Source organism: Pseudarthrobacter sp. KH_020_B (assembly GCF_057840185.1).
Genome location: NZ_CM174506.1, coordinates 1,274,654 through 1,298,716, shown reverse-complemented (window position 1 = coordinate 1,298,716; position 24,063 = coordinate 1,274,654). Strand labels below are relative to the sequence as shown.

Annotated in this window: 22 protein-coding genes and 1 pseudogene; 13 read left to right on the top strand and 10 right to left on the bottom strand. The window is 64.9% G+C overall.

Annotated elements, in window-relative coordinates; translation table 11 throughout:
* Positions 1–136: 136 nt before the first annotated feature.
* From sdhC to AC3IT0_RS06170, 5 genes are all read left to right on the top strand, one after another.
* Positions 137–472: a succinate dehydrogenase, cytochrome b556 subunit gene (sdhC, locus tag AC3IT0_RS06190; protein ID WP_056347392.1), complete on the top strand. Its 336-nt coding sequence runs from the start codon at positions 137–139 to the stop codon at positions 470–472.
* 3 nt (positions 473–475) lie between these two features.
* Positions 476–937: a succinate dehydrogenase hydrophobic membrane anchor subunit gene (locus AC3IT0_RS06185; protein ID WP_489322885.1), complete on the top strand. Its 462-nt coding sequence runs from the start codon at positions 476–478 to the stop codon at positions 935–937.
* Between the two features lie 104 nt (positions 938–1,041).
* Positions 1,042–2,841, top strand: coding sequence for a succinate dehydrogenase flavoprotein subunit (sdhA, locus tag AC3IT0_RS06180; RefSeq protein ID WP_489322884.1), 1,800 nt, complete (start codon positions 1,042–1,044; stop codon positions 2,839–2,841).
* A gap of 1 nt (position 2,842) precedes the next feature.
* Entirely contained in the window at positions 2,843–3,625 is a 783-nt protein-coding gene (locus AC3IT0_RS06175) for a succinate dehydrogenase iron-sulfur subunit (protein WP_058929685.1), read from the top strand.
* A gap of 94 nt (positions 3,626–3,719) precedes the next feature.
* Complete coding sequence (locus tag AC3IT0_RS06170; RefSeq protein WP_489322883.1) at positions 3,720–4,490, top strand: alpha/beta hydrolase family protein; 771 nt, start codon at positions 3,720–3,722, stop codon at positions 4,488–4,490.
* Here the strand turns inward: AC3IT0_RS06170 and AC3IT0_RS06165 are convergent.
* Genes AC3IT0_RS06165 through AC3IT0_RS06145 form a run of 5 tightly spaced genes read right to left on the bottom strand, consistent with a single transcriptional unit; the run spans position 4,447 to position 8,537 of the window.
* Entirely contained in the window at positions 4,447–5,412 is a 966-nt protein-coding gene (locus tag AC3IT0_RS06165) for a YihY/virulence factor BrkB family protein (protein ID WP_489322882.1), read from the bottom strand. The genes AC3IT0_RS06170 and AC3IT0_RS06165 overlap by 44 nt on opposite strands.
* A gap of 37 nt (positions 5,413–5,449) precedes the next feature.
* A complete protein-coding gene (locus tag AC3IT0_RS06160; RefSeq protein WP_489322881.1) occupies positions 5,450–6,061 on the bottom strand; it encodes a 2'-5' RNA ligase family protein in 612 nt (203 codons plus the stop codon).
* 4 nt (positions 6,062–6,065) lie between these two features.
* Positions 6,066–7,109 carry a tryptophan--tRNA ligase gene (gene trpS, locus AC3IT0_RS06155; protein WP_489322880.1) on the bottom strand — a complete coding sequence of 348 codons (1,044 nt, stop codon included), beginning with the start codon at positions 7,107–7,109 and terminating at the stop codon, positions 6,066–6,068.
* A gap of 20 nt (positions 7,110–7,129) precedes the next feature.
* The gene (locus tag AC3IT0_RS06150) at positions 7,130–7,963 is read right to left on the bottom strand and encodes an exodeoxyribonuclease III (RefSeq protein ID WP_489322879.1); all 834 of its coding nucleotides are present in this window, start codon (positions 7,961–7,963) and stop codon (positions 7,130–7,132) included.
* A gap of 10 nt (positions 7,964–7,973) precedes the next feature.
* Positions 7,974–8,537: a hypothetical protein gene (locus AC3IT0_RS06145; protein ID WP_489322878.1), complete on the bottom strand. Its 564-nt coding sequence runs from the start codon at positions 8,535–8,537 to the stop codon at positions 7,974–7,976.
* Positions 8,538–8,687: 150 nt separating this feature from the next.
* On the opposite strand from AC3IT0_RS06145, the gene AC3IT0_RS06140 reads away from it, so the two are divergent.
* On the top strand, positions 8,688–9,128 hold the full coding sequence (locus tag AC3IT0_RS06140) for a CHRD domain-containing protein (RefSeq protein WP_489322877.1): 441 nt from the start codon (positions 8,688–8,690) through the stop codon (positions 9,126–9,128).
* 85 nt (positions 9,129–9,213) lie between these two features.
* Here the strand turns inward: AC3IT0_RS06140 and AC3IT0_RS06135 are convergent, their stop codons facing one another.
* Together AC3IT0_RS06135 and glyA are read right to left on the bottom strand one after the other, a co-directional pair.
* On the bottom strand, positions 9,214–10,107 hold the full coding sequence (locus AC3IT0_RS06135; protein ID WP_489322876.1) for a bifunctional methylenetetrahydrofolate dehydrogenase/methenyltetrahydrofolate cyclohydrolase: 894 nt from the start codon (positions 10,105–10,107) through the stop codon (positions 9,214–9,216).
* 8 nt (positions 10,108–10,115) lie between these two features.
* Positions 10,116–11,414: a serine hydroxymethyltransferase gene (gene glyA / locus AC3IT0_RS06130; protein WP_489322875.1), complete on the bottom strand. Its 1,299-nt coding sequence runs from the start codon at positions 11,412–11,414 to the stop codon at positions 10,116–10,118.
* Positions 11,415–11,671: 257 nt separating this feature from the next.
* Between glyA and purU the strand changes: the two genes are divergently transcribed.
* The 3 genes from purU (at position 11,672) to AC3IT0_RS06115 (ending at position 13,803) form a co-directional block, all read left to right on the top strand.
* A complete protein-coding gene (gene purU / locus AC3IT0_RS06125; protein ID WP_056347250.1) occupies positions 11,672–12,532 on the top strand; it encodes a formyltetrahydrofolate deformylase in 861 nt (286 codons plus the stop codon).
* Between the two features lie 10 nt (positions 12,533–12,542).
* Entirely contained in the window at positions 12,543–13,202 is a 660-nt protein-coding gene (locus AC3IT0_RS06120) for a class I SAM-dependent methyltransferase (RefSeq protein ID WP_489322874.1), read from the top strand.
* An 82-nt stretch (positions 13,203–13,284) separates the two neighbouring features.
* Positions 13,285–13,803: a gamma carbonic anhydrase family protein gene (locus AC3IT0_RS06115; protein WP_489322873.1), complete on the top strand. Its 519-nt coding sequence runs from the start codon at positions 13,285–13,287 to the stop codon at positions 13,801–13,803.
* Here AC3IT0_RS06115 and AC3IT0_RS06110 read toward each other — a convergent pair.
* Together AC3IT0_RS06110 and AC3IT0_RS06105 are read right to left on the bottom strand one after the other, a co-directional pair.
* Positions 13,800–15,494: a flavin monoamine oxidase family protein gene (locus AC3IT0_RS06110; RefSeq protein ID WP_489322872.1), complete on the bottom strand. Its 1,695-nt coding sequence runs from the start codon at positions 15,492–15,494 to the stop codon at positions 13,800–13,802. The genes AC3IT0_RS06115 and AC3IT0_RS06110 overlap by 4 nt on opposite strands.
* On the bottom strand, positions 15,491–17,029 hold the full coding sequence (locus AC3IT0_RS06105) for an amino acid permease (protein ID WP_489322871.1): 1,539 nt from the start codon (positions 17,027–17,029) through the stop codon (positions 15,491–15,493). Before AC3IT0_RS06105 ends, AC3IT0_RS06110 begins: the two co-directional genes overlap by 4 nt.
* 159 nt (positions 17,030–17,188) lie before the next feature.
* Here AC3IT0_RS06105 and AC3IT0_RS06100 point away from each other — a divergent pair.
* Positions 17,189–18,797 (top strand): annotated as a pseudogene (locus AC3IT0_RS06100) (PucR family transcriptional regulator).
* A gap of 11 nt (positions 18,798–18,808) precedes the next feature.
* Here the strand turns inward: AC3IT0_RS06100 and AC3IT0_RS06095 are convergent.
* Positions 18,809–19,603: a carbon-nitrogen hydrolase family protein gene (locus AC3IT0_RS06095; RefSeq protein ID WP_489322870.1), complete on the bottom strand. Its 795-nt coding sequence runs from the start codon at positions 19,601–19,603 to the stop codon at positions 18,809–18,811.
* Positions 19,604–19,810: 207 nt separating this feature from the next.
* Here AC3IT0_RS06095 and AC3IT0_RS06090 point away from each other — a divergent pair, with 207 nt between their 5' ends.
* The 3 genes from AC3IT0_RS06090 to mmsB all read left to right on the top strand — a co-directional run bounded on the left by AC3IT0_RS06090 (position 19,811) and on the right by mmsB (position 24,021).
* Positions 19,811–21,001, top strand: coding sequence for an ROK family transcriptional regulator (locus tag AC3IT0_RS06090; protein WP_489322869.1), 1,191 nt, complete (start codon positions 19,811–19,813; stop codon positions 20,999–21,001).
* Between the two features lie 131 nt (positions 21,002–21,132).
* A complete protein-coding gene (gene mmsA, locus AC3IT0_RS06085; RefSeq protein ID WP_489322868.1) occupies positions 21,133–22,689 on the top strand; it encodes a multiple monosaccharide ABC transporter ATP-binding protein in 1,557 nt (518 codons plus the stop codon).
* A 48-nt stretch (positions 22,690–22,737) separates the two neighbouring features.
* The gene (mmsB, locus tag AC3IT0_RS06080) at positions 22,738–24,021 is read left to right on the top strand and encodes a multiple monosaccharide ABC transporter permease (RefSeq protein ID WP_489322867.1); all 1,284 of its coding nucleotides are present in this window, start codon (positions 22,738–22,740) and stop codon (positions 24,019–24,021) included.
* The last annotated feature ends 42 nt before the right edge of the window (positions 24,022–24,063 follow it).

The following is a 24,063-nucleotide window of genomic DNA, read 5'->3' as shown; positions in this document are numbered from 1 at the left end:
TTTAGGCCTGAGCTACGAGTTGCTCTCGCAGCAGGCGTTCCCCCCGCGTGGATCTCATGCCAGCGCCGCTGTGTTGCAGGGAGGTTTATCAGTGCCGACAAAACCAGCTGGCACCTTGTACCGCGGCCGTGAAGGCATGTGGTCCTGGGTAGGACACCGGATTACCGGTGTAGTGATCTTTTTCTTCTTGTTGGTCCATGTGCTGGACACCTCATTGGTGCGTGTGTCCCCCGAGGCCTACACGGCTGTTATCGGTGCCTACAAGAACCCCCTTATGGCCCTGGGTGAAACGGGCCTGGTTGCCGCGATCGTCTTCCACGCCTTTAACGGCCTGCGGATCATCGCCGTCGACTTCTGGAAGAAGGGCGCCAAGTATCAGCGCCAGATGCTGTGGACCGTCCTGGCCCTGTGGGTAGTTGTGATGGTCGGCTTCTCCATCCGCCACCTTTCCCTCGCCCTCGGAGGTCACTAAGCCATGACTGCAACGATCGAAAACCCGCGCAGCGGCAAGATCTCCCCCCAGTACCGCCGCACGGGCTCCAGCCGCGGCAACTTCGAAATGTTCGCCTGGCTGTTCATGCGCCTGTCCGGCGTAGTGCTGGTGGTGCTCATCTTCGGGCACCTCTTCGTGAACCTCCTGGTGGGCGAAGGCATCCACGCCATCGACTTCGGCTTCGTCGCCGGCAAGTGGGCTGACCCGTTCTGGCAGATCTGGGACCTCGCCATGCTGTGGCTGGCCATGCTGCACGGCACCAACGGCGTCCGCACCATCATCAACGACTACGCCGAGAAGGACTCCACCCGCCTCTGGCTCAAGATCGTCCTCTACGCGGCCACCACCGTGATCATCGTCCTTGGCACCCTGGTGATCTTCACCTTCAACCCATGCCCCGTGGTTGACGGTGTTCCGCTACCCGGTGGCTTCTGCCCCGCGTAGCCAGTTCATCCGCTGCCCGCGGTGAGCCGCAGGCTGTATTTTGCGGTGCAGGCAACGCCTGCCCGTTGTTTTATAGCGAATTTTGAGAGAAAGAGCGCCCAAGTATGCAGGTCCATAAGTACGACGTCGTCATCGTCGGTGCCGGTGGCGCTGGCATGCGCGCCGCGATCGAGTCCGGTCAGCGCGCGCGCACAGCAGTACTGACCAAGCTCTACCCCACCCGCTCGCACACCGGTGCGGCGCAGGGTGGCATGTGTGCGGCCCTTGCCAATGTCGAAGAAGACAACTGGGAATGGCACACCTTTGACACGATTAAGGGCGGCGACTACCTGGTTGACCAGGACGCCGCCGAGGTCATGGCGAAGGAAGCCATTGACGCCGTGCTTGACCTGGAAAAGATGGGCCTGCCGTTCAACCGCACGCCCGAAGGCCGGATCGACCAGCGCCGCTTCGGTGGCCACACCCGCGACCACGGCAAGGCGCCCGTCCGCCGTGCCTGCTACGCAGCAGACCGCACCGGCCACATGATCCTGCAGACCTTGTACCAAAACTGCGTCAAGCACAACGTGGAGTTCTACAACGAGTACTACGTCCTTGACCTCCTGACGGTCGAGGAAGACGCTGTCCGCGAAGACGGCACGCCGTACAAGCAGAAGCGTGTTGCCGGCGTCGTGTCCTATGACCTCGCCTCCGGTGAGCTGCACGTGTTCCAGGCCAAGTCCGTGGTCTTCGCTTCCGGCGGCGCCGGAAAGGTCTTCAAGACCACCTCCAACGCCCACACCCTGACCGGTGACGGCATGGGCATCGCATTCCGCCGCGGCATCCCGCTGGAGGACATGGAGTTCTTCCAGTTCCACCCGACAGGCCTCGCCGGCCTGGGCATCCTGCTGTCCGAAGCCGCACGTGGCGAGGGCGCCATCCTGCGTAACTCCGAGGGTGAGCGCTTTATGGAGCGCTACGCCCCCACCATCAAGGACCTGGCACCGCGTGACATCGTGGCCCGCTCCATGGCCAACGAGGTCCGTGAAGGCCGCGGCTGCGGCCCGAACAAGGACTACGTCCTCCTGGACCTGACCCACCTTGAGCCAGCGCACATCGATGCCAAGCTCCCGGACATCACCGAGTTCGCCCGCACGTACCTGGGCGTGGAACCGTACACGGAGCCGGTTCCGGTGTTCCCGACGGCGCACTACGCCATGGGCGGCATCCCCACGAACATCACCACCGAGGTCCTGCAGGACAACGACACCGTCATCCCGGGACTCTACGCCGCCGGCGAGGTTGCCTGCGTTTCGGTCCACGGCTCCAACCGCCTGGGCACCAACTCGCTGCTGGACATCAACGTGTTCGGCAAGCGCGCCGGCATCGCCGCCGCGGAGTACGCCAAGACGGCTGCCTTCGTGGAGCTTCCGGAGGATCCTGAGGCCTACACCATCGAGCTGCTGGACATTGCCCGCAACGGCACCGGCGACGAGAAGGTGGCGGTAATCCGCAAGGAACTCCAGGACACCATGGACGCCAACATGCAGGTGTTCCGCACGGCTGACACCCTGAACCAGGTCCTGGCGGACATCGAGTCCTTCGAGGCCCGGTACAAGAACATCAGCGTCCAGGACAAGGGCAAGCGCTTCAACCTGGACCTCCTCGAGGCCGTTGAGCTGGGCTTCCTGCTGGAACTGGCCAAGGTCATGACCGTGGCTGCCCTGCACCGTGAGGAATCCCGCGGCGGACACTTCCGCGAGGACTTCCCGGAACGCGACGACGAAAAATTCATGAAGCACTCCATGGCGTACAAGGATGACCACGCCCCGGCCGACGGCTCTGCAGAGGCAATCGCCGGCATCCGTCTGGGCACCAAACCGGTTGTCTTTACCCGCTACGAGCCGATGGTGAGGAAGTACTAAGATGACCGCTGAACTTGCTGAGCCAGCCTCCAAGATCGAACTGCCCGCACACATCGGAGGCGGCGGAGAGATCCCCACGTTCGACGTCACGCTGCGCGTCCGCCGTTACAACCCCGAGGTGTCCGAGGACGCCACGTGGGACGACTTCAAGGTGACCATGTACGGCACCGACCGCGTGCTGGACGCCCTGCACAAGGTCAAATGGGAAATTGACGGCAGCGTTTCGTTCCGCCGTTCCTGCGCCCACGGTGTCTGCGGTTCCGATGCCATGCGCATCAACGGCCGCAACCGCCTTGCCTGCAAGACCCTCCTGAAGGACTTGGACACCACCAAGCCCATCACCGTTGAGCCCATCAAGGGCCTGCCGGTGGAGAAGGACCTGATCGTGGACATGGAGCCGTTCTTCCAGTCCTTCCGCGAAGTCATGCCGTTCCTGATCAACAAGGGCCACGAGCCCACCAAGGAACGCCTGCAGTCCGCCGAGGACCGTGAGCGCTTTGACGACACCACCAAATGCATCCTCTGCGCGGCGTGCACGTCCTCCTGCCCGGTGTTCTGGACCGATGGCCAGTACTTCGGCCCGGCCGCGATCGTCAACGCCCACCGCTTCATCTTCGATTCCCGTGATGATGCCGGCGACATGCGCCTGGAAATCCTGAACGACAAGGAAGGTGTGTGGCGTTGCCGCACCACCTTCAACTGCTCCGAAGCATGCCCCCGCGGCATCCAGGTGACCCAGGCAATTGCCGAGGTCAAGCAGGCAATTCTCTCCCGTAAGATCTAATTCAGGTTCTTGCTTACGACGGCGTCACCCACCTTAGGTGGGATGGGCGCCGTCGTTGTTTAACACCTGACGGCACCAACGAAAGCAGCACGCGATGTCCCGCTCCGAAAAAGTCAGCTTCGAAGGATCCACCGGCGAGCTCCTGTCCGGCATCATCGACGTCCCGGAGGGGCCGGTGCGGGGCTGGGGTGTGTTCTCCCACGGCTTCACCCTGGGCAAGGACAGCCCCGCGGCGTCCCGGATGTGCAAGGCCCTGGCTGACACCGGCATCGGCATGCTCCGCTTCGACAACCTCGGGCTGGGCGAGTCCGCCGGCCATTGGTCGGAGGGCTCCTTCAGCCACAAAGTGGCGGACACCGTGGTGGCCGCCGAGTTCATGCGCAGCCACGGGAAGTCCATCTCGCTGCTGGTGGGCCACTCGTTCGGCGGCGCGGCGGTGCTTTCGGCCGCCCGCCAGATCCCCGAGCTCGACGCCGTCGCAACAGTTGGGGCGCCCTTCTCCCCCAAGCACGTGGCCCACGTCTTTGACGCCGCCCTGGACAGGATCCTCAGCGAGGGCAGCGCCGAGGTGGACCTCGGCGGCAAACGAGTGGAGATCCGGAAACACTTTGTGGAGGACCTGGAGAAGGCAGACCTCACGGACTGCATCAAGCAGCTGCACAAGCCGCTGATGGTGCTCCACTCCCCCACGGACAACACTGTGGGCATCGAGAACGCCAGCACTATTTTCCAGACGGCGCGCCATCCGCGGAACTTCGTCTCGCTGGAAGGCAGTGACCACCTGCTGACCGGCAAGGGCCAGGCAGCCCGGGTCGCCAGGATTATCTCCGCCTGGGCCGACCAATACCTCGACGCCGGGAAGTAGTCCTGGCCCTTTCGTCCACTTCGCGGATGGCGGACCAGCCGGCGGACACCAGGTAGACCTGGCTGACCAGGTTGAACCAGATCAACAGCCCGATGATGATGGCAAACGGCGCCAGGATGGGGTTCCGTCCAGCCCCGGCCAGCAGTTCCGTGCTGAACACCTGCAGGACCGTGGTGCCCACCGCCGCAAGGATGGTTCCTTCCAGCAGCGCCCGCCGGGCGAGCTTGAGGCCACCGGCCAGCCGGAACATAATGACGGCTGTGACCCAGTTGAGCGCCAGGGGCACACCGATCTTGATCACGGTGGTCAGCGGACCTGCCACCTCGGGATCCAGCTGCAGGTAGTCGGTGACCCAGCCGGCCGCGGTACCGAACACCAGTGACGCTCCGGCGCTGATCACCAGGGCAACTCCCAGGAGCAGGAGGGTGCCGGCGTCGCGCAGCTTGAGGACAATCGGGTTGATTTTCAGGGGCGGCAGCTGCACCACGCCGCGCAGGCCATCCCGGAGACCGGCGATCCAGCCCAGGGACGTGACCACAGTAACCACGGCTGCAATCACGGCCGTCCAGCCCAGGCCGTCGGGGTTCAGGAGGTCCTGGGGATCAACCAGCCCTTCTCCGCCGCCCACCTTCAGCAGTCCGGGCGCACTTTGGGCCACGCTGCCGATGATGGTGTCCAGCAGGGCAGGCTGGCCCCGGAGCACCAGGCCGCCAACGGAGAAACCCGTGGCCAACAGGCCCGTGATGGAGAAGAACATGTTGAAACCGATGCCGGCGCTCATCAAGGGGCCGTGCTGGAGGTTGTAGTGCTGCCACGCGCGCATGGGCCGGAAGGCATTAAGGCGGGCAAGCAACCACTGGACCATCGCCAGCAGGCTGGCCACCGGGCCGCCGTCGGACCTTCTGGCTTTGCCCCACGCCATCCGTTTCCGGATGACGGCGAGCTGCAGGCGGGCCTGTTCAGTGGGGAGCGGTGGCTCCGTTTGCGTCGGCGTCCGCGGCTCTGCTGGCGTCCCGGGTCCCGCCGTCGTCGTCAGTTTCGGTGCCAAAGTCCAGCTCTTCCCGTAGCTGCCAGATGCCGTCGGCATCGTGCTCGTAAAGTCCCATGCTAACCACCGGGAAGGTTGCCCGGTAACTTTCGAGCACCGTTTCGGCCTCGTCCAGGCTTTCGGGAGCAACATCGTGGGCGATGGTGACATGCGGGTGGTAGGAGAACGGCAGCTCACGGTGGAGCGGACCGGTCTGGAGTTTCTCGTGAAGCTCCACGCAGGAGTCGAAGCCGTCCTCCACGTTGATGTAAACCACTGGGGAGACCGGCCGGAACGTCCCGGTCCCGGCGATGGTGACCATAAACGGGGCCTGCCGCCGCGCCACGTCGCGGACGTGGGCCCGGGTGGCTGCCCAGTCCTGGGTGGGGGTGGTGGTGACCAGCGTGATGTGCGCGGGGATGACCCCCGCCATGGGGTCCCCGAAGGAGGCACGCCACCGTTGAAGCTCCTCGGCGATGGCAGGGGGGAAGCCCAGAATGACGCCTACGCTCATTCCGTCACTGACATTGCTTGCGGCCGACATCGAGCTAGCGGACTCCGGCAAGGCTGAAGGACGGCAGGAAGCCCATGCGCTCATAGACCTGACCCAGCGTCACGGCGGCAATCTCCCGGGCCCGGTCGGCGCCCCGGGCGAGCAGCCTGTCCAGCTCCGCCGGGTCTGCCATCAGTTCGTTGGTGCGGTCCCGGAGCGGCGTGATGAAGTCAACCATGATATCCGCAAGGTCCTTCTTGAGGTGGCCGTACATCTTGCCCTGGTATTCCGCCTCCAGCTCAGCCACTGACTTCCCCGTAAGCGTCGAATAGATGGTGAGCAGGTTGGAAACCCCCGGCTTGGCTTCGGCGTCGAACCGGATCTCCGTTCCGGTGTCGGTCACCGCGGACTTGATGCGCTTCGCGGCGAGCTTGGGGTCTTCCAGGAGCTGGATGGAACCGTGCGGCGACCCGCCTGTCTTCGACATCTTGGCAGTCGGGCTCTGGAGGTCGTAGATCTTGGCGGTGGCCTTCAGGATGGTGGCTTCCGGCACGGTGAACGTGTGGCCGAAGCGGGTGTTGAAGCGCTGGGCCAGGTTCCGGGTCAGCTCCAGGTGCTGCCGCTGGTCCTCGCCGACCGGGACGAGGTCCGTCCGGTACAGGAGGATGTCCGCGGCCATCAGGGTTGGGTAGGCGAACAGGCCGAGCGTTGCGGCGTCCGTACCCGACTTTTGGGTCTTGTCCTTGAACTGCGTCATGCGGGACGCTTCGCCGAAGCCCGTGATGCAGTTGAGCGCCCAGGCGAGCTGGGCATGCTCGGGGACATGGGACTGGACGAAGAAGATGCTTTTGTCCGGGTCGATGCCGGCGGCAATGTACTGCGCTGCCACCACTCGGGTGCGCTTGGCGAGCTCTGCGGGATCGAAGTCCACGGTGATGGCGTGCAGGTCCGGGATGAAGAAGACGGCATCGTATTCGGCCTGCATGTCCACCCAGTTGCGGACAGCACCAATGTAGTTGCCCAGGTGCAGGGAGTCCGCTGTGGGCTTGGCACCGGAGAGGATGCGCTTTTTGGTCGCCGGGGAAGTCGAGCTAGTCATGGGAGAAAAACCTTCGGGGCTTAGAGCCGGTAGTCCACTACCAGCGGGGCATGGTCAGAGAAGCGGGTGTCCCACGAGGGCGCCCGGTCTACCACCGCCGAGAACGCGGCGGCGGCGAGGTCCGAAGTGGCCATGTGGTAGTCGATACGCCAGCCTGTGTCGTTATCGAAGGCCTGGCCACGCTGCGACCACCAGGTGTAGGGGCCGTCGATGTCGCCCGCCAGGCCCCGGTGGACATCCTTCCAGCCGATGTCCTCACCGAAGAAGCGGTCAAAATAGGCGCGTTCGTCCGGCAGGAAACCGGCCTTCTTGACGTTGCCCTTCCAGTTTTTGATGTCACGCTCGGTGTGGCCCACGTTGAGGTCGCCCACCACGAGTGCGTGGTCGCTGTGCTTGGTGAGTTCCGGCAGCCGGGTGCTCATGACATCCAGGAACCGGTACTTGTCCACCTGCTTCGGGGTTCCCACCTCGCCGGAGTGCACGTAGGCGCTGGCAACGGTCAGCTGCACCGGGTTCCCCCCGGCGTCGGTCACCCTGAAATCAGCCTCAACCCAGCGGCCGGCGGTGGCGAAGTAGTCGTCGCCGATGCCGTTGCGCGTGTCCAGGGGTTCTTCGCGGGAAGCAATGGCGACGCCGGCCCGGCCTTTCGCCTCGGCTTCGGCGTGCAGGATGTGCCAGCCATCACCAAGCAGCTGGCGCACGATCGCGTCAGGCGCCCGGACTTCCTGAAGGCAGAGAATGTCCACCTCGCGGGGCTCCAGCCACGCCGCCATGCCGTTCTTGTAGGCAGCCCGAAGGCCGTTGACGTTGACTGATGCGATGCGAAGGTAATCCTTCTTCAATGCCGAGATCACCCGCACTACTCTAGTCGATGATGGTTCCGCTGACCGGGTCCCCGGTGCCGCCGGCAAGGCGGATCATGTCCCGGGCGTTGGTGGCGGTGATCTCGATGGTCTCCAGTGCACGGCGGATCGTGTCCTGATCCGCGGCCTCACCCTTGGCGCGCTCCTTCTCCACCACCTGGATCTGCACCTGGACAATCTTGAACGAGTGGTCCAGCTTGAGGTCGCGGACCTCGTCCGCTTCGGTCCGTTCGTACACCACCCGGGTGCCGCCGTGGTCAGCGGAGAACGACGACGGCGCGCGGCCCGCTGCGCTGTTGAAGGCGTTCTGGGCTTCGGTCAGCTTGGCGCCGGCTTTTTTGGCGGCCTTCTGGATGCTGAACACCACGAACGCTGCGAGCGCGAGCCAGAAGGCGGCGATGATCGCGACAACCCAGCCCACGACGTCGTTCTGGTTGGCAGCGAAGATCACGGCGACCAGGAAGGCGATGACAAAGACCATCATTCCCGGGCCGCTGATCCGGAGCATGGAGAAGCCGCCCTTGGACCGGCCTGACGGAGATTGAGGGTTACCCAGAGATCGCATGCGTCCATTGTCTCAAACGCCGCAGCACCCCACGGCCCCTTCCACCCCCGGCGAACAGCGGGCCCGGCTCGCTATTGTGCAGGCTCGGGCCGCGGCGTACCGTGAAACGCGCTAGGGGTGGAAGTTCACGTTTCTATCTGAGGACAAATCATGAAAAGTCACGCGTTCAGGACAGTCGCGGTGGCCACTGCCATCGTCTCCCTCGTGGGAATCTCCGCCCCAGCTGTGGCAAAACCGGGCGGCACTCCCGCCATTCCGCTTAGCGCCGGTCAGGAAGCCGATCCGGTCCGTACCGGGGCGGGCGGATCCTTCAGCTACACCATCGACGGTAACGAGCTCTGCTATACGCTGACGGTCCGTGATCTGTCCGTCGCGGCCACGGCGGCCCACATCCACGTCGCGCCCCGCAATGCGGCCGGCCCTGTCGTTGTTGGACTCGAAGTGGGCAGCGGTACGGACTGGACGGTTGATACCTGCACTACGGCGGACTCGGCCGTGCTGGCCGCCATTGAGGCCAACCCGCGCAGCTACTACGTCAACGTGCATAACACCAACTTCCCCGGCGGGGAGGTCCGCGGCCAGCTGAAGTAGGTTCTGGTTTCAAACTGCAAAGCCCGACGGCGGCCCGCACCTCTCAGTGAAGGTGCGGGCCGCCGTCGGGCTCTGTTACGTGAAACTAGGCGGTGCCCGCCTGGCGTTCCGCGGCTTCCACCACGTTGGTCATGAGCAGCGCCACTGTCATGGGGCCGACGCCGCCGGGGTTCGGCGAAATCCAGCCGGCCACCTCTGCAGCGGCGGGCTCGATGTCGCCGTGGACCTTGCTCTTGCCCGTCTCGGCGTCGGTTTCACGGGTGACACCGACGTCCAGCACGGCCGCGCCCGGCTTCACGTCCGCAGCCTTGACGATGTGCTTCACACCCGCCGCACCCACAATGACGTCCGCCTGCCGCAGCAGCTCCGAGAGGTTCTTGGTGCCGGTGTGCGTCAGTGTCACGGTGGCGTTCACGGCACGCCGCGTCAGCAGCAAACCGATCGAGCGGCCAATGGTGACACCACGGCCGACAACCACCACGTGCTTGCCCGCGAGGCTGTAGCCGTTGCGTTCCAGCAGCTCGATGACACCGCGGGGCGTGCACGGCAGCGGCGAGGTGATCTCACCGTTGACGTTGAGCACCAGCCGGCCAAGGTTGGTCGGGTGCAGGCCGTCGGCGTCCTTGGCGGGGTCGATCCGCTCGAGGATGGCGTCGGTGTCCAGGTGCTTGGGCAGCGGCAGCTGCACGATGTACCCGTGGCATGAGGGATCCGCATTGAGTTCGTCAATGAGCGCCTCAACCTGTGCCTGCGTGGCATCGGCCGGAAGCTCGCGCTGGATCGAGTTCATCCCGATCTCCACGGACTGCTTGTGCTTCATGGACACGTACAGCTGCGACGCCGGGTCCGCGCCCACGAGCACGGTGGCGATGCCGGGAGTGACGCCCTTGGCCTTGAGGGCCGCGATACGCTCCGTCAGCTCGGACTTGATGGCGGCGGCCGCCGCCCTGCCGTCAAGGATCTTGGCGGTCTGGGCCATGGACGCGTTTACCACTGCTCGTGCTGCGGGTACAGCGGGAAATCGGCGGCGAGCTTGTCCACGCGGGACTGCAGTGCCTCGACATCCGTGGCAGAGCCGGCCTTCAGTGCGGTGGCGATGATCTCTGCCACCTCGGTGAACTCGGCAGCACCGAAGCCGCGGGTGGCCAGGGCGGGGGTGCCGATGCGCAGGCCCGAGGTGACCATCGGCGGGCGGGGGTCGAACGGAACAGCATTGCGGTTCACGGTGATGCCCACGGAGTGCAGGAGGTCCTCGGCCTGCTGGCCGTCCAGCTGGGAGTTGCGCAGGTCCACGAGGACCAGGTGCACGTCGGTGCCGCCGGTCAGGACGGAGACGCCGGCTTCGGCGACGTCGGCCTGGTTGAGTCGGTCTGCGATGATCTTGGCGCCTTCGAGGACGCGCTCCTGGCGCTCCTTGAATTCCTGGGTGCCGGCGATCTTGAAGGCGACAGCCTTGGCCGCGATGACGTGCATGAGCGGGCCGCCCTGCTGGCCCGGGAACACGTTGGAGTTGATCTTCTTGGCCCACTCCTGCTTGGCCAGGATCACACCGGAGCGCGGGCCCGCAAGGGTCTTGTGCACGGTGGAGGTGACGACGTCGGAGTACGGCACCGGGCTCGGGTGCAGGCCTGCAGCCACCAGTCCGGCGAAGTGTGCCATGTCGGTCCAGAGCAGCGCGCCCACTTCATCGGCGATGGAGCGGAAGGCAGCGAAGTCCAGGTGGCGCGGGTAGGCGGACCAGCCGGCGATGATGACCTGGGGCTTCTCGGCGATAGCCTGCTCGCGCAGCTTGTCCATGTCCACGCGGAAGTTGTCCGGTTCCACCTGGTAGGCAGCCACGTTGTAGAGCTTGCCGGAGAAGTTGAGCTTCATGCCGTGGGTCAGGTGGCCGCCATGGGCAAGGGACAGGCCCAGGATTTTGTCACCAGGGGTGATCATGGCGGACAGTGCTGCGGCGTTGGCCTGGGCACCGGAGTGCGGCTGGACGTTGGCGTACTCGGCACCGAACAGTTCCTTGACGCGATCGATGGCCAGCTGCTCGGCGATGTCCACGTATTCGCAGCCACCGTAGTAGCGGCGGCCCGGGTATCCTTCGGCGTACTTGTTGGTCAGGACCGAGCCCTGGGCTTCCATCACGGCGCGCGGGGCGAAGTTTTCGGAGGCGATCATTTCCAGGGTGCCGCGCTGGCGGCCGAGTTCCTGGTTGAGGACTGCTGCGATTTCGGGGTCAAGCTCGGCCAGCGACTGGTTGCTGACGGCGGCTGTTGTGGTGGCGGTAGTAGTCACGAAAAACTCCTGGCTAGGGATACGGGCACTGCTAAGGTCAGGCTACCGGCTGGCGCACGTCACCGCCCCTTGATGACAGGGCGTGAAAGTGAACCGCGTCCATAAAGGGTGCAGCTCCGGTAAGACATGACCCTCGGCCCAGGCGTACGATCCGTGGTCTTCGTGATTGCCACTCCCTGGTGGTTAGCCACCCAACGCCAGTTGCGACCCCACCAGACTACCAAACGCGGGCGGGCCGCGCGGGTAGGCTTGTTGTCGTGACTGAAGAGCAGCTGAACCGAGCTTACGTATTGACATTGTCCTGCCCGGACCGCCCCGGAATTGTCCACGCCGTGGCCGGAGCACTGTTAGTGGCAGGCTGTAATATTTTGGACTCGCAGCAGTACGGCAGCCCCGCCACCGGCAACTTCTTTATGCGAGTGGAAGCAACGACGACGGCCTCCCGGGCCGAGGTCCGGGCCGCCCTTGAGCCGGTGGTCCACTCCTTCGGCATGCAGTGGAGCCTCAACCCCGTGGGCCAGAAGGTGCGCACCCTGCTGATGGCCAGCACGTCGGCGCACTGCCTCAACGACATCCTGTTCCAGCAGCGTTCCGGCACCCTGCCCATCGAGATCCCCGCCATCGTCTCCAACCACCGTGACCTTGCCGGGCTGGCCGAGTTCTACGGCATCCCGTTCCACCACATCCCGGTCACCCCGGACACCAAAGCCCAGGCCGAGGACAAGCTGCGTGCCCTCATGGCCGAGCACGACATCGAACTGACCGTCCTGGCCCGCTACATGCAGATCATTTCGGATGATCTCTGCGCGGAGCTCACCGGCAAGGCCATCAACATCCACCACTCGTTCCTGCCATCCTTCAAGGGTGCCAAGCCCTACCACCAGGCCCACGCCCGCGGGGTCAAGCTGATCGGCGCCACTGCCCACTACGTCACGGCCGCGCTGGACGAGGGCCCCATCATCGAGCAGGAAGTCATCCGCGTGGACCACGCCCGGACGCCCGAGCAGTTCGTGCAGATGGGCCGCGATGTGGAAGGCCGCACGTTGACGCAGGCCGTCCAATGGCATGCCGAACACCGCGTGCTGCTGGACGGCAACCGGACCGTGGTCTTCAACTAAAGAGGACGCCATGGAGGAACCGGGCAGCGAGCAGCGTCTCGCCGAGTTCTACAACCGCCGCGCCGCGTCCGGCTGGGACCATCCGCTGGCGCCCCGGCGGGTCGAACAGTGCGAACAGTTCATCAACCTGCTTAAGTCCGAGCGCCGCCATAACGTCCTTGAGATAGGCTCGGGCCCCGGCAAGGACGGGCTGAAGTTTGTCCAGGCCGGCATCCATTACACCGGCGTTGATCTCTCTGAGGAGCACGTCCGGCAGGCCCGGTCCAGGGGCCTGGATGTGTCCGTCGCGAGCGCCCGGCAACTGCCTTTCGCAGACGGAACCTTTCCGGCCGTCTGGACCATGAGCACCCTGCTGCACGTCCCCGCCACTGATATCGACGGCGTCCTGCGCGAGCTGGTGCGCGTCACGGCACCCAGCGCGCCCATCGCCGTCGGCCTCTGGTCGGGTGAGGATGACGAGGTTCTGAACCCCGAGGACGACGTCGAGCCCCGCCGGTTCTTCAGCCGGCGCAGCGACGCGACGGTGCGGCAGGTCTTTGGCCGGCATGGTGCGATCGAGGATTTTGTCACGTGGCCGGAAGGCAACGGCGAGGAATCCGGCCCGGGCGCCGGGAAGTGGACGCAGCACTACCAGTTCCTGATCCTCCGCACCCCCGCCTCCCCCAAGTAACTCGCATTTAACGTCGTCAAACGCGCTTTTAACGACATTAAATGCGAGCCAGATGGGTGGGCGGATGTCCTAGGCTTGGCCCATGGCTCCTCTTCACACTTTCGCCGGCAACACTCCGGCCGTCCACGCATCCGCCTTCATCGCCCCGACGGCGTCGATCATCGGCAAGGCTACGCTCGCTGAGGATTCGAGTGCCTTCTATGGTGTGTCGGTCCGGGCGGACACGGCGGCCATCAGCGTCGGCGCCGGCAGTAACCTGCAGGACAACGTGGTGCTCCATGCCGATCCGGGCTTCCCCTGCACCATCGGTGCAGGGGTCAGCGTGGGGCATGCCGCCGTCGTCCATGGCTGCACGGTGGAGGACGACTGCCTGATCGGCATGGGCGCCACTGTGCTCAACGGCGCCGTGATCGGCACCGGCTCGCTCGTGGCGGCAGGTGCCGTGGTCCTGGAAGGCACGGTAGTGCCGCCCCGGTCACTCGTGGCCGGCGTCCCCGCCAAGGTACGGCGGGAACTCACCGACGAGGAGTTCGACGGCGTGAAGCAGAATGCCGCCCGCTACGTGGAACTGGCCCGGGCGCACCGGGAGCTGCACGGCTAGTCGAGGCTGATAGGCCCGATTGCGTCCAGGAGTTCGCCCGGACCGGGGTTGCCCGGCGCCGACGTCCCGCCCAGGTGGTTCACCACTCCCCACACCGCGTTCAGGCCGGTGGTCACAGCGCCCTCGGCCCAGCCCGCGGTGAAGGACACGTCGTCACCCGCGAGGAAGATCCCGCGCTGGGATTCGGGCAGCTTGTCCTGCTTGAAGTGCGTGAAGAGGCGCTGCTGGTAGCGGTAGTGCCCCGGCAGGTTCGCTTTGAAGGCACCCATGAAGTTGGGGTCCGCTTCCCAGGAAACGGTGATGGGCTGGCCCACGATGTGGCTGGCGATGTCTACGCCCGGGTAAATCTGCTCGAGCGAGTGCAGCATCAGCTCAACGCGCTCGTCGGCGTCCAACGACAGCCATTTGAGCGCGTCATCATTCCACGTGTAGGACAGCAGAATCACGGCGGGCTTGTCCGGGCCGTCATCCAGGAGGTAGGTGGCCCTGTTCAGCCGGTCCGTGAGGGTCATGGACAGGACCTCACGGCCGGTGTCTGGATCGATGTCCTTCCAGAACGGCCGGTCCACCATCACAAACGTCTTGGATGACTGCATGTAGTGCGAACGCTCGATCGCAGTCCACAGTTCCGCCGGGAACAGCGCCTCCTCGGTGTGGATGCGGGTGGACAGCAGCCAGGACTGGCACGTGGTCACCACCGCAGCGTAGCTGGCCTCACGGCCCCAGCGCTCCCTGATCCGGAGGCCGCCATCGGGATCGCGGCTGATCCTGCCCACAGCCCCGCGGGGCGTGCCGGAGTGGAGCGACGCCAGGGACGTTCCGTCCGGCCAGTGGGCCATGCCCGACGGCGCGTGCTGCCACAGTGCCTCGGGCAGCCGTTGGGCTCCCCCGCTGATGAGCCGGTGCTGGTCATCGGCGTCGGTGTAGACCACGCGGAGGATTTCCAGGATGGAGTTGGGGAAGTCGGTGTCCCAGCCGCCTGTGCCGAATCCCACCTGGCCGAAGGCCTCACGGTGCGTAAAGCCGGCTTCCTTGAATGACTCGCTCCCTGCGATGAACCCGTAGAAGGTCTGCTCGTCCATGAGCGGCAGCAGCTCGTTCCAGAGCTCCTTGATCCGGCCCGTGTCCCGGGCCCGGATGGCCTCCTGCATTTCGACGAACTTCGCGCCGTCGTTCACCGCGGCCTTCCAGGCATCGGCCACCTCGCGGAAGAACGGCGGCAGGTCCTGGGCGGTCTCGGCGTAGTACTTCTGGCCAGCCAGTTCGATCACGGTGCTGGACGTGACGGGTGCCAGCGGGTTGGGGAAATCCTGGGTGTCCAGCCCCAGCAGGTCCACGTAGTGGTAGAAAGCCCTGCCCGAGACGGGGAACCGCATGCCGCCCAGATCGGCCACCACGCCGGGAGCGGACGGGAACCCGGCCGTCCGCAAGCGGCCGCCGATCTGGTCCGCTTCATAGATGACAGGGCGGAGGCCCAGCTTCATCAGCTCGTACGCCGTGACGAGGCCCGAAAGGCCCGCCCCGACAACTGCCACCTCGGTGCCGTACAGCTCCGGCGGAACCGCGCCGAGCCCTGCCGGATGGGCGAGGTAGTGGTCGTAGCTGAACGGAAAATCGGGGTTCAGCATGGTGATGGGACCAGCCTGGGTGCTGGACGGGTCTGAGGCCGGGAGTTCGGTGGCGACGGTCATGAAAGCTCTGCCTTCGATTGTTCGGGGGTGGACAGCGTTGAGGATTCCGGCCTGCTCAGCTCACGGTATTCCTCGTGGCTCAGCGCCGCCACCCTGGAGTTCCGGCGTCCGTAGCCGAAGTAGGCGGCCAGGCCCACCAGCATCCAGATTCCGAAGGTCACCCAGGTGTCGGCACCGAGGTTGGCCATGAGGTAGGCGCACATCAGCGCACCGAGGATCGGGGTCAGGGGGAAGAGCGGTACGCGGAACGTGCGCTCCAGCTCGGGCCGGGTGCGGCGCAGGTAGATCACGGCCACGTTGACCAGGGCGAAGGCGAACAGAGTGCCGATGCTGGTGGCGTCGGCGAGGGCACCCAGAGGGACCAGCCCGGCGGTGACTGCGACGGCGATGCCCACCAGGAGCGTGCCGGCCGCGGGGGTGCCGGTCCGGCGGGAGATGCGGCCGAAGACCTTCGGAATGAGCCCGTCCCGGGACATGGAGAGCAGGATGCGGGTCTGGCCATACAGAACCGTGAGCACGATGCTCGCGATCGCGAGGACGGCGCCGACGGCGAAGACGAGGGCGATCCACGGCTGGCCGGTGGTTTCCTCCAGGATCTTCACCAGGGCCGCTTCGGTGCCGTCGAACCATCCCCATGGGCGGGCGCCGATGGCTGCGACCGCCACCAGGACGTAGATGGTGGTGACGATGACCATGGAGAGCATGATGGCGCGGGGCAGGTCACGCTTGGGGTTGCGGGCTTCTTCGCCGGCGGTGGAGGCGGCGTCGAAGCCGATGTAGGAGAAGAAGACCCGGGACGCGGCCGCGGAGACTCCGGCGGCGCCCATGGGCAGGAGCGGTTCGAAGTTGCCCGCGTTGAAGGCGGTGAAGGCCACGGCGCAGAAGAAGAGGAGAATGCCCACCTTGACCACAACGATGGACGTGTTGATCCAGGCGCTTTCCTTGGCGCCGCGGACCAGCAGGATGGTTGCCAGCACCACGATGACCATGGCAGGGATGTTGACCAGGCCGCCGCCGCCGGGGGGCTGGGAGACGGCGTCGGGCAGGACCTGCCCGAACACGGCCAGGGCCTCGTTCACGTACTGGCCCGCCCCGACAGCAACGGCCGCGACCGAGACGGCATACTCAAGGACCAGGCACCAGCCGCAGATCCAGGCCATGCCTTCACCCATGGTGGCGTAGGTGTAGGAATAGCTGGAACCGGCAACGGGGACCATGCCGGCCATTTCTGCATAGGACACGGCAGAGAGGAGCGCGGCGAACCCAGCGATGGCGAACGAGATCCAGATCGCGGGTCCGGCCAGGGGAACAGATTCTCCGAGGATGACCAGGATGCCGGTCCCCAACGTGGCGCCGACACTGATCATGGTCAGCTGCAGGACCCCGAAGCTGCGGACGAGTTTCGGTCCGCCATGGCCGCTTTCCGCTTCGCTGACCATCTGTCCGATTGGTTTCCGGCGCAGCAGTTGCGCGCCCAGCCCGGGACGGCCGGCTGCACGGTCCGTGGCCGGTCCGGAGAGTGTTGGCACAGTCATCGTTGACGTCCGTTCGTGAGTAGTTGTCGATTTCCCCCAACCCAGCGTAGGGGTGTGAGCCGCATCTCAGGCATGTGCAAAGTGACCTATAGTGTTCAAGCATGAGACGTAATGCACCACTGATGCACAGTACTGAACTCTCCTGCCCGGGGTCCCTCCGTGCAACCTGATGCGGCGGAACACCTGGATGCGGTGACCCTGGGCCAGTTTCTGGCAGCACTCCCCCGGGACCTCACCGTCCTGCACGACGCCGGCAACACGGGCGTGCCCCTGCGCTGGGTGGAGCCCAGCGAACTGGAGGATCCCACGCCCTACCTGCTGGACGGGGAGTTCGTCCTCACGGCGGGACTGCCGTGAGGACGACGGCGGAACGAAGGAGAGGGCGGAAGCCTACGTCCGGCGGCTGGTCGGTGCAGGCGTCGCAGCCTTGGGATTTGGTCTGGAGCCTTACTTCGACGCCGTCCCGGACCACGTGCTGTCGGCGTGCCAAACGCATCAGCTCACTCTGGTCCAGATCCCCAGCAGTGTCCCCTTCGCCGCCATCGGCCTGGAGTTCTCCCAGCTCCTGGAATCCGGCAACGCCCGGGTCTTCCGTCAACTGGCGGACACCAACCGGCAATTGATGCGGGCAGTGCTGTCGGCCAGGCCCGAGCACGAACTCCTTTCCGCCCTGGCGCAGCGCGTTCCGGTATGGGCCCAGCTTTTCGGGGCGGACGGCCGAATGCGTGCCCGAGCCGCAGCAGCCCGGACGGGCGGGACCAGCCCTGCGGCCGCCGTCGAGCCTTCCGCCCTGCAACCCATGCTGAAGCGGCTGCTGGCTGGAAACGGCCCGCGCGTAGAGACGGACTCGTTGCCCACGAACGGGTCAGCCCTGGTGTTCGGCCACCCCCTCCGGAGCACCAAGGACGCCACCCTTGGGGCGCTCATCCTGGGCACGGACAAGCCGCTGACCCCGGCGCAGAACAGTGTGGTGTCCTCGGTGGTGGGGCTGCTGGAACTGCTGGTGCGTCAGCGCACAAGCGGTTCGCTCGCCCCCAGCCAGCTGGCAACGGCCCTCTTGCTGCACCCTGAGAGCCTGGCCGCCGGCTCAACCCGGCAACTGAACGTCCTCAGGGACCTCCTCGCGCAAAGCGTTTCCGGAACCCGGTCCGGTGCTCTCCGGGTGGTTCAGGGCGTCCGAGCGGACGCGTCGGCGCCCGCGTCCGCGGATGGCCCAGTCCGGGAACTGCTTCAGTGGCGCAGGCTGTTCGACACGAAGATGGTGGAACTGACGGACTACGGGTTTTCCGCCGTCACCCGGTTCAAGGTGGACGACACGCTGCTGCATGAGGTGGAGGAACTGGGCTGGCGCCTGGTGGTGGGCGATCCGACGGAAATGGCCGGACTTCCTGCCGCATACCAGCGCGCGGCGTCGCTGCGGGCCCGCGTCCAGGCCAGCGGAGAAAGCGTGCGCGTGGATGACGTGACGTGGTCGGTCACGGGGCTGTTGGGCCGCAGCGCGGGCACCATGCTTGCCGCCCGGCTGCTGGAACCGATCCTGGCGCAGGAGCCTGACCGAATCAGCTCCCAACTCAGTGTCCTGAAGTCGTGGCTGGGCGAAAACGGCAACTGGGATGCCACTGCCAAAGTCCTGGGGATGCACCGGAACAGCGTGCGGCGCCAGATCAACGCACTGGCCGACCTGCTGGCCACCGACCTTGGCTCCGCCCAGGTGCGGGCAGAGCTGTGGATTGCCCTGCAGTACGTGGACAGCCTGGAGGACGGGTAGGTCCAGATGCCTCAGATGCCCCAGGACCGGTAGAGCTCCGGGCGGCGTTCCCGGAGATAGGGCACCACGTCACGGGCATTTCGGGCGGCGTCCGGATCCACCTCGGCGAACAGGAGTTCGGCTCCCGGTCCCGCCGTGGCCAGCAGCGAACCATCCGGTCCGGCAATGACACTGCCGCCGAGGAATCCGCAGCCGTCCTCGGTTCCTGAGTGGTTGGCATAGGCGATGGTCAGCTGGCTTTCCAGCGCGCGGGCCCGGAGCAGCACCTGGGGAACCGTCTCGAAGCCGTGCGCCAGAGCGGTCGGCACCAAGAGCAGCTCTGCCCCGCCCAGCGCGGCGGCCCTGACCGATTCCGGAAATTCCACGTCGTAGCAGATCACCATTGAGGTCCGGAATCCGTTGAAATCGACGACGGCGGGACCCGCCTCCGCGGGGCTGAACGCCGCGCGTTCGTCATCGCCAAAGAGGTGCACTTTAGCGTAGGTGAGAAGCTCACCCCCGGTGGCGTCCACGAGCGTGGAAGTGATGTGCCAGCTGCCCCCGTCCGTGACTGACGGGAGGCTGTAGACCAGTCCGATCCCGTGGCGGCGCGCGATCCCTGCCAGCGACTCCCTGATTGCGGGGAGCTCGGAAGGCTCCAGCTCCGCGCGGACCCTCACCGGGGCATAGCCCACGGCAAACAGTTCGGGCGTGACCAGGACTGCTGCGCCTGCCGCGGCGGCCGCCCGGGCCGCCGCATCCAGGGCAGCGCAGTTCGCATCGACGTCGAGCACGCGGGCGTTTGCCTGCATCAGGGCCAGCAGCACTGTTTCCACCTCACATGATCGGGACGGCCACAGGGAAGTATGCGTCCGGTTTTTCCAGCCTAGCCACCGGATCTGAACGGCATCCGGGGCCAATTGCACCGGCAAAGCCACAGGACGGACGGATCGTCCCATCATTTCGTCTTATCCGACAGACTCCTTGCGTTAACTTCTTGACTACAACGGTCAAAGTAGGGCAATCTTCTTTTCATGTCCGCCACACCGCGCTCGACGAGGAGCAAACCAAAAAATCCGGGATCCCAGTCCGCCCTCCGGCAACTGAACCAGCAACGGATCATCGAGACCCTCATGAGCGGCCCGTCCACCCAGGCCGAGCTTGCACGCCAGACCGGCCTCTCCACCGCCACGGTCTCCAACATCGTCAAGATCATGCAGGATGCGGGCCTGGCGTCCACCGAACCGATCACCAGTTCCGGCCGCCGGGCGCTGAATGTACGGCTCAACAGCAACGGCGCGGTGGCCGTGGGAATCGACTTCGGCCGGCGGCACCTCCGCGTGGTCCTGGCGTCCCTGAGCTACCACGTGATCGCTGAGGAATCCGTCCTGCTGCCGCTGGGCCACCAGGCCGAGGAAGGCATCCGGGCAGCCGTCGGACTACTGGACAAACTGCTGGAGCAAAGCGGCGTGGACCGGACCCTGGTGGTGGGCGCCGGCGTCGGAATTCCTGGCCCCATCGACCGCCGGACCGGCACCGTGGCGCAGGGCGCCATCCTCCCGGAATGGGTGGGCATCAACATCCTTCACCATCTTGAAGAAACCCTCAAAATGCCCGTATTCGTCGATAACGACGCCAATCTCGGCGCGTGGTCCGAGGTCACGTGGGGGCCGCATTCGGGCGTAGACAACCTGATGTTCCTCAAGATCGGATCGGGCATCGGAGCGGGCCTGATCCTCAACGGCGCACCGTACTACGGCACCGTTGGCATTACCGGCGAAATCGGCCATGCAACCATTCACGAGCACGGACTCGTGTGCCGCTGCGGCAACCGTGGCTGCCTGGAAACCATTGCGTCCACCACAACAATGATGGAGCTGCTGGGCCGCGGGGAAGACCCGCCCCAGACACCTGCGGACATCGTGCGCAAGGCCCTGGCGCGCGACTCCGCAACACTCAGGGTGGTGGACGATGCAGGACTGGCGGTTGGGCGTGCCCTGGGCAACGTAGCGAACCTGATCAACCCTGAAGTCATCGTGGTGGGCGGCCCCCTTGCTGGCCTGGGCGACCTGCTGCTCGATCCCATTCGGCGGGGACTTATCCGGCATGCAGTGCCGGTGATCGGCGAGACCACCACACTGACGATGTCCTCACTTGGGGACCGCGCGGAGGCTTTGGGAGCGGCCGCGCTGGTGTTCCAGCACGCCGGAATCCGGCGTACGTAGCCGTTTCGTTATCCCCGCAATTGCGTTAAAGACTTGACGACAACGGGTGTGATCCAGTTTACTTTTTCATCAGACGCCCCTGCGCTTTGCTGGGCGGACAACGAAGTCATGCATTGGAGGCGTAAGGGCAAATGACGTCCCACACCACGCACACTGACCCGGTCATCCTGGAGATGCGCTCCATCACCAAGGAATTTCCCGGCGTCAAGGCATTGTCGGAAGTAAACCTCCGGGTCAAAGCCGGCGAGATCCACGCTATCTGCGGCGAGAACGGCGCCGGCAAGTCAACCCTGATGAAGGTGCTTTCCGGCGTCTACCCGCATGGCAGCTACGACGGCGACATCGTGTACCAGAACGAGGTCCAGCAGTTCAGGGACATCCGGGCCAGCGAGCACGCCGGCATCGTGATCATCCACCAGGAACTGGCACTCATCCCGGAGCTCTCCATCATGGAAAACATCTTCCTGGGCAACGAACCGACGAAGCGGGGCGTCATCAACTGGGCAGAGGCGCGCCTCCGGTCCACCGAACTGCTGGCCCGGGTGGGACTCAGGGAAAACCCGGACACCCCCATCAAGGAGATCGGCGTCGGCAAGCAGCAGCTGGTGGAGATCGCCAAGTCGTTGAACAAATCGGTCAAGATCCTCATCCTGGACGAGCCCACTGCTGCGCTGAACGAATCCGATTCCCAGCACCTCCTGGATCTGATGCTCGGGCTCAAGGGCAAGGGCATCACCTCGATCATCATTTCCCACAAGCTCAACGAGATCGAGCAGATCGCCGATTCCATCACCATCATCCGGGACGGCAAGTCGATCGAAACGCTCGATGTCAAGGCCGACGGCGTCGACGAGGACCGCATCATCAAGGGCATGGTGGGCCGGGCCCTGGAATCCCGCTTCCCCGACCACACCCCGAAAATTGGCGAAGTGTTCTTCGAAGTCAAGAACTGGAACGTGGCCCACCCGCAGATCCAGGACCGGATGGTCTGCAAGAACTCGAACTTCTTTGTACGCCGGGGAGAGATAGTGGGATTCGCCGGACTGATGGGTGCCGGCCGCACCGAACTGGCCCGATCCGTCTTCGGGCGGTCCTACGGCCACTTCGTCTCAGGTGAGGTTTACGTGGACGGGAGGGCAGTGACACTCAAGAGTGTCCACCAGGCCATCGATGCAGGCCTCGGCTACGTGACGGAGGACCGGAAGTCGCTGGGTCTGAACCTCCTCGACGACATTAAGACCACCACGGTCTCGGCCAACCTGGAGAAGATCAGCAAGCGCAGCGTGGTGGACACCAACAAGGAGTTCGCGGTCGCGGAGCAGTACCGGAAGTCACTGCGGACAAAAGCACCGTCGGTCCAGGAAGGGGTCGCCAAGCTGTCCGGCGGCAACCAGCAGAAGGTGGTCCTGGCCAAGTGGATGTTCACTGACCCCGAACTGCTGATCCTGGACGAACCCACCCGCGGCATCGACGTCGGCGCCAAGTACGAGATCTACGGCATCATCCAGCAGCTCGCCAACCAGGGAAAGGGAGTCATTGTGATTTCCTCCGAACTGCCTGAACTGCTGGGACTCTCGGACCGCATCTACACCATCTTCGAGGGCGCCATCACCGGCGTTCTCGACAAAGAGGAAGCCAGCCAGGAAAGCCTGATGAAGCTTATGACTTCCGCCCGAAAAGCCGCCTGATCCACTGCAGCCTTCCAGAACCTTCCAGATACAAGGACTGAAAAAACAATGAACGCGCTCAAGAAACTCTTCGGTGGCGATACCCGCCAGTTCGGCATGATTTTTGCCTTGGTGGCTCTGATAGTTCTCTTCCAGTGGCTCACAGGTGGCATCACGCTCACTCCGGGCAATGTCATCAACCTCTTCAACGGCAACTCTTACATCCTCATCCTCGCCATCGGCATGGTGCTGGTCATCATCGCCGGACACATTGACCTGTCCGTAGGATCCGTGGCCGCGTTCGTGGGCATGGTGGTGGCCATCGCCATGCGGGACTGGGACATCCCCTGGTTCCTGGCGATCCTGCTTGGCCTGGGCCTTGGTGCCCTGATCGGTGCCTGGCATGGCTGGTGGACGGCTTACGTCGGCATTCCGGCATTTATTGTGACCCTGGCGGGTATGCTGATCTTCCGTGGGGCACAGCAGTTCGTTGGCCAGTCCAACTCGATTCCTGTCCCCCGGGAATTCCAGTACATCGGCGCCGGGTATCTCCCGGAGGTGGGCCCTATCCCCGGATACAACAACCTCACGCTGCTCCTCGGCCTTGCCGCCGTTGCGTTTGTGATCTACAGCGAAGTCCGACGTCGGCGCACCGCCAAGGCGCTCGGAGCGGAAGTTTCGGAAACCTGGGTCAGTGTCCTCCGGCTCGTCCTGATCGGCGGCGCGATTCTCTACGCCACCTACCTGTTCGCCACCGGCCGCCCGGGCACGTCCTTCCCGGTACCTGGCCTGATCCTCGCCGTGATGGTCCTGATCTATGGCTTCATCTCCTCCAAGACAGTGGTGGGGCGCCACGTCTACGCAGTCGGCGGCAACCGCCACGCGGCCGAGCTGTCCGGTGTGAAGTCAAAGAAGATCAACTTCCTGGTCATGATGAACATGTCCATCATCGCCGGGCTCGCTGGAATGATCTTCGTGGCAAGGTCGACCTCCGCAGGACCCTCGGACGGTACCGGCTGGGAGCTGGACGCCATCGCGGCTGTCTTTATCGGCGGCGCGGCCGTGACGGGCGGTGTGGGTACCGTCATCGGATCCATCGTCGGGGGCCTGGTCATGGCCGTGCTGAACAATGGACTGCAGCTCCTCAGCGTCGGTGCCGACTGGCAGTCCATGATCAAGGGTCTGGTGCTGCTGGTAGCCGTAGCCATCGACGTCTACAACAAGTCGCAGGGCCGGGCATCGATCATCGGGCTGATGATGAAGAACCTCAACCGTCCGTCCGGCGGGCCCGGCACACCGCTCCAGCCCGATGAGACCACCTCCACCAAAGAAACCATCGCCAGGGAAGCCTGAGCGATTCAGGTTCCGGAACCCGTACCAAAAAAGAGAAAGTGG